This window comes from Anoxybacillus sp. LAT27 (assembly GCF_022030075.1).
Lineage (GTDB): Bacteria > Bacillota > Bacilli > Bacillales > Anoxybacillaceae > Anoxybacillus > Anoxybacillus kestanbolensis.
Map to the genome: position 1 here is coordinate 43,529 of NZ_JAIWYK010000070.1, position 6,057 is coordinate 49,585.

7 protein-coding genes and 1 rRNA gene are annotated in these 6,057 nt (G+C 40.2%); all 8 read left to right on the forward strand.

Annotated features, from left to right (window positions below; translation table 11 throughout):
- Positions 1 to 2: 2 nt before the first annotated feature.
- Entirely contained in the window at positions 3 to 578 is a 576-nt protein-coding gene (gene pabA, locus LD028_RS06740; RefSeq protein WP_006323677.1) for an aminodeoxychorismate/anthranilate synthase component II, read from the forward strand.
- 6 nt (positions 579 to 584) lie between these two features.
- The gene (gene pabC, locus LD028_RS06745; protein ID WP_006323678.1) at positions 585 to 1,454 is read left to right on the forward strand and encodes an aminodeoxychorismate lyase; all 870 of its coding nucleotides are present in this window, start codon (positions 585 to 587) and stop codon (positions 1,452 to 1,454) included.
- Complete coding sequence (folP, locus tag LD028_RS06750) at positions 1,454 to 2,287, forward strand: dihydropteroate synthase (protein ID WP_237811355.1); 834 nt, start codon at positions 1,454 to 1,456, stop codon at positions 2,285 to 2,287. The genes pabC and folP overlap by 1 nt, the downstream gene beginning before the upstream one ends.
- Complete coding sequence (folB, locus tag LD028_RS06755; protein WP_006323680.1) at positions 2,277 to 2,639, forward strand: dihydroneopterin aldolase; 363 nt, start codon at positions 2,277 to 2,279, stop codon at positions 2,637 to 2,639. Before folP ends, folB begins: the two co-directional genes overlap by 11 nt.
- 3 nt (positions 2,640 to 2,642) lie before the next feature.
- Positions 2,643 to 3,173, forward strand: a complete 531-nt coding sequence (gene folK, locus LD028_RS06760; protein WP_237811351.1) for a 2-amino-4-hydroxy-6-hydroxymethyldihydropteridine diphosphokinase — start codon at positions 2,643 to 2,645, stop codon at positions 3,171 to 3,173.
- Positions 3,173 to 4,174 carry a tRNA dihydrouridine synthase DusB gene (gene dusB / locus LD028_RS06765; protein ID WP_004888612.1) on the forward strand — a complete coding sequence of 334 codons (1,002 nt, stop codon included), beginning with the start codon at positions 3,173 to 3,175 and terminating at the stop codon, positions 4,172 to 4,174. The genes folK and dusB overlap by 1 nt, the downstream gene beginning before the upstream one ends.
- A 66-nt stretch (positions 4,175 to 4,240) precedes the next feature.
- A complete protein-coding gene (gene lysS / locus LD028_RS06770; RefSeq protein ID WP_237811352.1) occupies positions 4,241 to 5,725 on the forward strand; it encodes a lysine--tRNA ligase in 1,485 nt (494 codons plus the stop codon).
- Between the two features lie 266 nt (positions 5,726 to 5,991).
- Positions 5,992 to 6,057, forward strand: a 16S ribosomal RNA gene (locus LD028_RS06775); the annotation flags it as partial.

The window sequence follows — 6,057 nt, forward strand, 5'->3', positions numbered from 1 at the left end:
AAATGATTTTAATGATTGATAACTATGATTCATTTACGTATAACCTCGTTCAATATTTAGGGCAATTAGGGGAAGAATTAATTGTTAAACGAAACGATGAGGTAACGATTGCTCAAATTGAACAACTTCACCCCCACTTTTTAATGATTTCACCTGGTCCTTGCAGTCCGAATGAAGCGGGTATTAGCATGGCAGCCATTGAATATTTCGCAGGGAAAATCCCGATTTTTGGTGTATGTCTTGGTCATCAGTCGATTGCCCAAGTGTTTGGTGGGGAAGTTGTTCAGGCAGAACGTTTAATGCATGGCAAAACATCGTCGATTTTTCATGATGGCAAGACGATTTTTACTCAAATTCCCAATCCCTTTACAGCCACGCGTTATCACTCATTAATTGTAAAAAGGGAAACATTGCCCGATTGTTTTGATATCTCTGCGTGGACAGATGAAGGAGAAATTATGGCCATTCGCCATAAAACGCTGCCGATTGAGGGGGTTCAATTTCATCCTGAGTCGATCATGACGGAATATGGTTTAGACATGCTTAAAAATTTTATTACATTATACAAACGAAAGTGATGTTGCATGTTTATTTATATCAATGGGCAAATCGTAAAAAAGGAAGAGGCACGCATTTCCGCGTTTGACCACGGGTTTATGTATGGACTCGGTTTATTTGAAACGTTTCGCGTATATGATGGACATCCGTTTTTGCTTGATGATCATTTAGCTCGTCTTCATAACGGACTCGATATGCTCAACATTTCATGTTCTATCACTCGAGATGATGTTTTGCATATTCTTTCTCAATTGTTAAAGGCAAACGGTTATCGAGATGCGTATGTACGCTTAAATATATCTGCTGGAATCGGAGATGTTGGACTGCAAGTAGAACCGTATACAAATCCGACCATTATTATGTATATGAAGCCGATTCCGACGTTTTCAGAAGAAAAAGTATGTCAAACATTACAAGTGAGGCGAAATACACCGGAAGGATCGGTTCGTTTAAAATCTCATCACTATTTAAACAATATTTTAGGTAAACAAGAAGTTGGTCACCATCCAAATGTAGAAGGCATTTTTCTTACGAAAGAAGGATTTGTCGCAGAAGGAATTGTTTCTAACGTCTTTTGGGTAAAAGACGGCATCGTGTATACTCCTTCAGTAGAAACCGGTATTTTAAACGGTATAACGCGATTGTTTGTGATCGATTTGTTGCGCTCGTGGGGTGTTCGTGTGAAAGAAGGATTTTACTCTCTACAACAACTCAAAGAAGCAGATGAAATATTTCTAACAAATTCCATTCAAGAAATCGTGCCGGTTTGTCGACTAGATAACGATGTATATCCCGGGAAATGTGGGGAAATGACGAGCCGTCTCCAACGTGCGTACGCCTTTTTTACGACACATTTATGGACAAGGTATGAAAGAAAGGACGGGTACGTTCATTGATGGATGTTATATATTGTGGAACATATAAGTTAGACTTGCGAAAGAATACGGTTATTATGGGCATTTTAAATGCCACTCCTGACTCCTTTTCTGATGGAGGAAAATATAATCATGTAGAGCAGGCTGTTGAGCGTGCGAAGCAACTTGTCGCCGAAGGAGCACATATCATTGATATTGGGGGAGAATCCACCCGCCCTGGAGCTGAAAAAGTATCACTTGAAGAAGAGTTGCGTCGCGTCATCCCGATTGTAGAAGCGGTTGCTAAAGCGGTGAATGTACCCATTTCGATTGATACGTATAAAGCAGAAGTAGCTAAGCAAGCCATTGAAGCGGGCGCGACAATAATTAACGACGTTTGGGGGGCAAAGGCAGATTCCAATATGGCTCAAGTAGCCGCTTACTATGGTGTACCTATTGTATTAATGCATAATCGTTACGATCGCCATTATAAAGATCTCATTTCGGATATGATGAACGATTTAAAAGAAAGTATTGATATAGTCAAACAAGCTGGTGTGAAAGACGAACAAATTATTATCGATCCGGGGATCGGGTTTGCTAAAACAGTAGAGCATAATTTGGAAGTGATGCGTCGGTTGGATGAATTTTCAGTTCTCGGGTATCCGATCTTGTTAGGAACATCGCGAAAATCATTTATCGGGCATGTGCTTGATTTACCCGTTCATGAACGAGTAGAAGGAACGGGAGCAACGGTTTGCCTCGGCATTGTAAAAGGAGCACATATCGTTCGGGTACACGATGTTTTACCGATGGCTAGAATGGCTAAAATGATGGATGCGATGCTTGGGAAGGGAGGAGAGTATGCGCGATAAAATTTATGTGCAACAAATGGAGTTTTATGGGTATCACGGGGTATTTCCCGAAGAAAATAAGCTCGGTCAACGTTTTTATGTCGATGTCATCATTGAAACAAATTTAAGAAAAGCTGGTGTAACCGACGATTTAAGTGAAACGGTTAACTATGCACATATATATGACATATGTCAAAGCATCGTCGAAGGAAAGCCGTTTAAGTTGATTGAGGCAGTAGCGGAACGCATCGCTGAACAAATTTTATGTGCGTATACAACGGTGTCATCGTGTACTGTCAAAGTGACGAAACCAAATCCGCCGATTAAAGGTCACTATGCGTATGTGGCGGTTGAAATTACGAGAGGGCGTTAATAAATGGAAAATACTTCTTATATTGCATTAGGTTCGAATATTGGTGACCGTTTCGAATATTTGTGTAAAGCGGTGATTGCATTACGTGATCATACACATATTTCTGTTTTAGCGACATCTTCGATTTACGAAACAGATCCAGTTGGATATGTCGAACAAGCTTGTTTTTTAAATATGGTTGTAAAGATCGCTACATCGCTATCTCCATTTGCTTTGTTAGCAGCTACGATGGACATTGAAAAAAAGTTCGGTCGCAAGCGGGAAGTTCATTGGGGACCGCGGACGTTAGACCTTGACATTTTGCTATATAATCATGAAAATATTGAGACAGAACAACTTATTATTCCGCATCCGCGTATGTTTGAACGGGCGTTTGTATTAATCCCGTTGTTTGAAATAGATGAATCTTTAATTATTCCATCTGTTCAACGTCCTTTACGTTCGTATGTGGAGCAGTTATCGGACAAGGGTGTTCGTATATGGAAAAGCCGCGAAGTAGTGGAAGAACAATTATTAGGAAAGGAGGGGATTTGATGTTTAAAATCGGAAATGTACAAATTAATAACCCTGTTGTACTTGCACCGATGGCAGGGGTATGTAATTCAGCATTTCGTCTAACTGTAAAGGAGTTTGGTGCAGGACTTGTTTGTGCAGAGATGGTTAGCGATAAAGCGATTTTATTTAATAACCCAAAAACAATGGGCATGCTTTATATTGACGAGCGTGAAAAACCATTGAGCTTGCAAATTTTTGGCGGGGAAAAAGAGACGCTTGTACAAGCCGCTAAATATGTAGATCAACATACGAACGCCGATATTATCGATATTAACATGGGATGCCCTGTTCCAAAAATTACGAAGTGTGACGCGGGAGCAAAGTGGTTGTTAGATCCAAATAAAATTTACGACATGGTAGCCGCAGTCGTCGATGCGGTGGAGAAGCCTGTCACAGTAAAAATGCGAATCGGTTGGGATGAAAATCATATTTATGCTGTCGAAAACGCTCAGGCGGTAGAACGGGCAGGTGGACAAGCGGTTGCTGTTCATGGCCGAACGCGCGTACAAATGTATGAAGGAAAAGCGGATTGGAACGTCATTAAGCAAGTGAAAGAAGCGGTTCGTATCCCCGTTATCGGTAACGGTGATGTCCAGACCCCTCAAGATGCTAAACGAATGTTAGAACAAACAGGCGTCGATGGCGTCATGATTGGGCGCGCTGCCCTCGGTAATCCATGGATGATTTATCGTACCGTTCGTTATTTGGAAACGGGTGAACTTATTCCGGAACCGTCTGTACGTGAAAAAATCGAAGTGTGTATTTTGCATTTGGATCGTTTAATCGCTTTGAAAAATGAATATATCGCTGTAAAAGAGATGCGTAAACATGCCGCCTGGTATTTAAAAGGTATTCGTGGAAATGCCAAAGTTCGCAATGCGATAAATGAATGTCAGACGCGTGATGAACTCGTGACGTTGCTTATGAGTTTTGTAGAAGAAGTTGAAGCAAAAGAACAACATGTTGTCATAGAATCATAAAACATACTGTCAGCTCATGCTGGCAGTATTTCTTAAAAAATAAACAGTTATTGGAGTGAATTCGTTATGTCGCATGAAGAATTAAATGATCAGCTATTAGTTCGTCGTGAAAAGTTACATAAGTTGCGTGAAAAAGGGATCGATCCATTTGGAAAACGATTCGAGCGTACACATCAAGCAGAAGAATTGTTTACATTATACGGTCATTTATCAAAAGAAGAATTGGAAGAAAAGCAAATTCATGTTTCTATCGCTGGTCGCATTATGACGAAGCGCGGGAAAGGGAAAGCGGGATTTGCGCATATTCAAGATTTGACGGGACAAATTCAAATTTATGTGCGCAAAGACGATGTTGGTGAAGAGCAGTATGAAATTTTCGATACGTCAGATTTAGGAGATATTGTCGGTGTAAAAGGAACAGTATTCAAAACAAAAGTGGGAGAATTGTCTATCAAGGTACACTCGTATGAAATGTTGACGAAATCGTTGCGCCCGCTCCCTGAGAAATATCACGGGCTCAAAGATATTGAGCAACGCTACCGCCAACGTTATCTCGATTTAATTATGAATCCAGAAAGTAAAAAAACGTTTATTACACGCAGTTTAATTATTCAATCAATGCGTCGCTATTTAGATCAAAAAGGGTATTTAGAAGTAGAGACGCCGATGATGCACTCAATTGCCGGAGGAGCTGCTGCTCGTCCATTTATTACGCACCATAACGCTTTAGATATGACATTGTATATGCGTATTGCGATCGAATTACATTTAAAACGTTTAATTGTAGGTGGATTAGAGAAAGTATATGAAATCGGTCGTGTATTCCGAAACGAAGGCATTTCAACACGTCATAATCCAGAGTTTACGATGCTTGAACTTTACGAGGCTTATGCTGATTACACTGATATTATGAAATTAACAGAAGATATGATTGCGCATATTGCTCAAGAAGTGCTTGGAACAACAAAAATCCAATATGGAGAACATGAAGTAGATTTGACGCCATCATGGAAACGACTTCATATGGTTGATGCGATTAAAGAGTATGTGGGCGTTGACTTCTGGAAGCACATGAGCGACGAAGAAGCGCGTCAATTGGCGAAAGAACACGGAGTAGAAGTAGCCCCACATATGACATTTGGTCATATCGTAAATGAATTTTTCGAACAAAAAGTAGAACAACATCTTATTCAGCCAACATTTATTTATGGGCACCCAGTTGAGATTTCGCCTTTAGCGAAAAAAAATCCAGAAGATCCTCGTTTCACAGATCGATTTGAACTATTTATCGTTGCACGTGAGCATGCAAATGCATTCACAGAATTAAATGACCCAATCGATCAACGTGAACGATTTGAAGCGCAGTTAAGAGAAAAAGAACAAGGAAACGACGAAGCGCATGAAATGGACGAAGATTTTATCGAAGCATTAGAATACGGGATGCCACCAACGGGTGGGTTAGGAATTGGCATTGATCGTCTTGTTATGTTGTTAACGAACTCTCCATCGATCCGCGATGTATTGTTATTCCCTCAAATGCGTCATAAATAATTGCAGGGAAGCTTAACTGGGTGAGGTACTTTTCCTCACTCAGTTTTTCTTAAAAAAACAAAAAAACATCTTGCTTAAGGATGAGCGAATATGATATATTACTAAACGTCCGTGTTGAAAGTAACACGTAAAAAAGAAAGATAAAAAGTTGTTGACAAAGAAAACAGTAAATGATATATTAAAAAAGTCGCTCAAACAGCGACAAAGAGATGTTCCTTGAAAACTGAACGAAGCGAAAAGCGTAAAGAAGCTAGAGATATAAACTTTCTATGGAGAGTTTGATCCTGGCTCAGGACGAACGCTGGCGGCGTGCCTAATACATGCAAGTCGAG